The sequence below is a fragment of the uncultured Dialister sp. genome, from assembly GCF_937959425.1.
GTDB lineage: Bacteria > Bacillota > Negativicutes > Veillonellales > Dialisteraceae > Dialister.
Genome location: NZ_CALGPS010000052.1, coordinates 1 through 3,098, shown reverse-complemented (window position 1 = coordinate 3,098; position 3,098 = coordinate 1). Strand labels below are relative to the sequence as shown.

The following is a 3,098-nucleotide window of genomic DNA, read 5'->3' as shown; positions in this document are numbered from 1 at the left end:
AATGTCATGTTTATTAATAGGAATCTAATTTACACAAGGAATTTTACACCCTCTTTATGGGCAGGCTATAGGCCAACTTCGACTGACTTGCACATTCTCTGCAGAATGTGCACAACCCGTGGAAATGCACCCCTATCCCCGCCTGCGGCGGTACTTCTCCACGGTGGGGGAAGTTTGCTCTACACTTACCCTTGGTTTCATACGTTATGAATAACATTCCGGTGATTAGCCACCTCCGGTGGCTTCTCCCCCTTTGGTGCCTACGGCACCACCTTCCCCCCGCTGTGCGGTGGGACTACAACCCGTGCTTAATGTAGAGCAACTTTTGAGAAAAATGATTCGCGGAGCTTTATTGTGCCACCGCTTGCGGGGGAAAGGTGGTGCGTTAGCACCAAAAGGGGTGCATTTCCTCGCGCCAAAGGCGCGGTTGGCCTGTTTTCTTTCGCCTGCAGGGCGGTTGTAAAGGTTTTATTCATACTGGCGGCGGAGCCACCCACCACAACCCTCACGGCCAAAGGCCGTGTCAAACCTGAGAGCCCTCACACCCGCCAGGGGAGTGTCCATATGCCCCTCTGCGCCGAAGGCGCAGGCCCCTACGGGAATACAGCCGCCCCGCCGACTGGTATTTACTGTCATCTGCCTCACTTACTACATGTACCGAGATCCTTCGCTGCGCTCAGGATGACCGGTGGAAGGCGGGGCTTCCCGATCCCGATCCCGATTTCGATCCCGATCTCGACCCCGATCCTAATCTCGCCCCCATCCACCAGCCTCTTATTTATTCTCTAACCTTTATCTCCCATATATCTTCAAAGTCAATCTTTTTCCCTTCCAGGCAGAGGCGGCGTCCGATGCTGTCCACCATTTCCAGGGTGCCCTGCAGGGTGCGGTAGCTGTCTCGGTCGTAGAATGTAATTTCCAGCGCGGTTCCTTTTTTCAGACGCCCCACGATGCTGTCCAGCATGGCGGCCCGGTCTTCGGAGAGGGGTCTTTTTTTATCTTTTTCCCGTCCTGCTTCCCGAATGAGGCTGCCGTAGCCGGCAAGGCCGTCGAAGGGAAGGAACTGGCGGGCTCTCTGTTTATCACTCATGGTGTCCTCCTACCATTTCATTCCGGCTGCGCAGGGTGGCTTTGGGGAAATAGTCAATGCCTCGGAGCAGCGCGTTTTTTCCATATTTCCTTTTGATTTCCAGCATGACCATTTCCACTTTTTTCTGCCTTTCTTCTTCTTCCGGGGAGCGGAAGAGGGAAACAGGGCGGGGTACATTGTCTGCAGGCACCGTGTCTTCCAGGCTGAGGCGGAGGGTACGTATGCCAAGGCCGGGGATGGTTTTGTCCCGGTATAGCTTTTCAAAGGCCTGCCATATGTCTTCCGGCACGTCGGTAGGATCGGCCAGTTTCCTGCTGCCGCCGCTCCCCTTCCTGCCCCGTCCGGAGTAGCCTACGTAGAGAGCAATGCCTCCGGCGGTGAGTCTTTTTTCCAGAAGTTCCTGGATCAGGAGTTCCGCCATTTCATAGAGGAGTATCTGCCCTTCTTCATAGGTATAGTCTTCAAAAAGCACCTGTCCCGTGCTGATGGACCGTTTTTCCGGCCGGTAGGCATGGATGTCCTCCAGTGTGCAGGGCTCCCGGCCGTGGGCATGGTCGATGAGGTACTTCGCATTGATGCCGAATTCTCTGTACAGTGTCTTTTCCGGCAGCAGGGTAACGCCATGGAGGTCGTAGACTCCGTATTTCTCCAGTCTGCGGGCGATGCCCTTTCCTATGTTCCATATGTCCGTAATGGGCCGGTGGTGCCACATTTTTTCCCGGAAAAGTTTCTCGTCCAGGTAGGCAATGTGCTCCGGCAGGTGTTTGGCCAGTATATCCATGCCGATTTTCGCCAGAAACAGGTTGGTCCCCACCCCCGCCGTGGCGCAGATGCCGGTGCGCTCATACACCGCTTCCATCATCATGGAGGCAATGCCCATGCCGTCTCTCCGGTAGAGGTCCAGGTAGGGCGTCACATGGACGAAGCATTCGTCTATGGAATAGGCATACACGTCTTCTTTGGCGAAGAAGCGGAGATAGGTATTGTAAATGTCGGCAGAAACGGTCATGTAAAGTTTCATCCGCGGCGGCGCAATCATATAGGGCAGGGACGGCGGGATTTCAAAAATCCGGCAGCGGTTCTTCACCCCCTTCGCCTTCAGTCCGGGACTTACCGCCAGACAGAGGGCCCCGGGGCCCCGGGTGGGATCTGCCACCACCAGGTCCGTGGTAAAGGGATCCAGCCCCCTGGCCGCGCACTCCACGGAAGCATAAAAGCTTTTCAGGTCTATACACATATATATCCGCTCTTTCATGGCTCCTCCATCAAACTTATTTTTGTGAAATATTCGTTCTGTAATTATTATAGAATGCTCGTTTGGTAAGTACAATGGAACACCGGATTAGAAATGAGTGCGAAGAAAAGGTTCAGAGGGTTCCCCACCCCATTTATTGTCCCACTGTGGAGGCCCTGCATAGGACCTCCAAGTCAGCCGAAGTTGGCCTCCAGCCTGCCCATTAAGAGGCCATCCTTTCAACCGGCTGACCGATTTGTGCGGGGGCACAATAAAGCTCCGTATGACATTCCGCTTATATTATAAGTGACTCTACATTAAGCACGGGTTGTTGTCCCACCGCTTGCGGGGGGAAGGTGGTGCGTCAGCACCAAAGGGGGCGGGCCCGCAGGGCCTGTGGGGAGAGAAAAGGTTCTTAAGTTTGACCGGCCTTTGGACACTCCTGCGGCGTGAGGGTTCAAAAGGTTCAAAAGGTTCTTAGGTTTGACGGCGGCTCCGCCGCCGAGGGTTGTGGATTGCCGCTGCGCGGCAATGAGTTTATAATGCCGCCTACGGCGGCGAAAACCGAACAACCGGGCCTGCGGCCCGGTTGTTCGGTTTTTTCCCTCGCCCGCAAGGGCAGTTGGCATGTTTTCCCACGGGCGAAGCCCGGTTGTAAAGGTTTTATAAAAAGAGGGCTCCCCAAATCATTTGAAGGAGCCCCACCACCCTCACGGCCAAAGGCCGTGTCAGTCGAGTAGACGGAATCAGATTACTCTGTCCGCCCCTCACAGA

General features: G+C 54.9%; 2 protein-coding genes. Both read right to left on the bottom strand.

The window, feature by feature from the left end; translation table 11 throughout:
• Positions 1–778: 778 nt before the first annotated feature.
• Entirely contained in the window at positions 779–1,090 is a 312-nt protein-coding gene (locus Q0482_RS02260) for a hypothetical protein (protein WP_299142813.1), read from the bottom strand.
• Positions 1,083–2,327: a DNA repair protein gene (locus Q0482_RS02255; RefSeq protein ID WP_299142810.1), complete on the bottom strand. Its 1,245-nt coding sequence runs from the start codon at positions 2,325–2,327 to the stop codon at positions 1,083–1,085. Before Q0482_RS02255 ends, Q0482_RS02260 begins: the two co-directional genes overlap by 8 nt.
• Positions 2,328–3,098: the final 771 nt, after the last annotated feature.

What these genes read in the sequence shown, in the direction of transcription:
- Q0482_RS02260 (WP_299142813.1), bottom strand. Translation starts at nt 1,090, where the DNA reads ATGAGTGATAAACAGAGAGCCCGCCAGTTCCTTCCCTTCGACGGCCTT.
- Q0482_RS02255 (WP_299142810.1), bottom strand. Translation starts at nt 2,327, where the DNA reads ATGTGTATAGACCTGAAAAGCTTTTATGCTTCCGTGGAGTGCGCGGCC.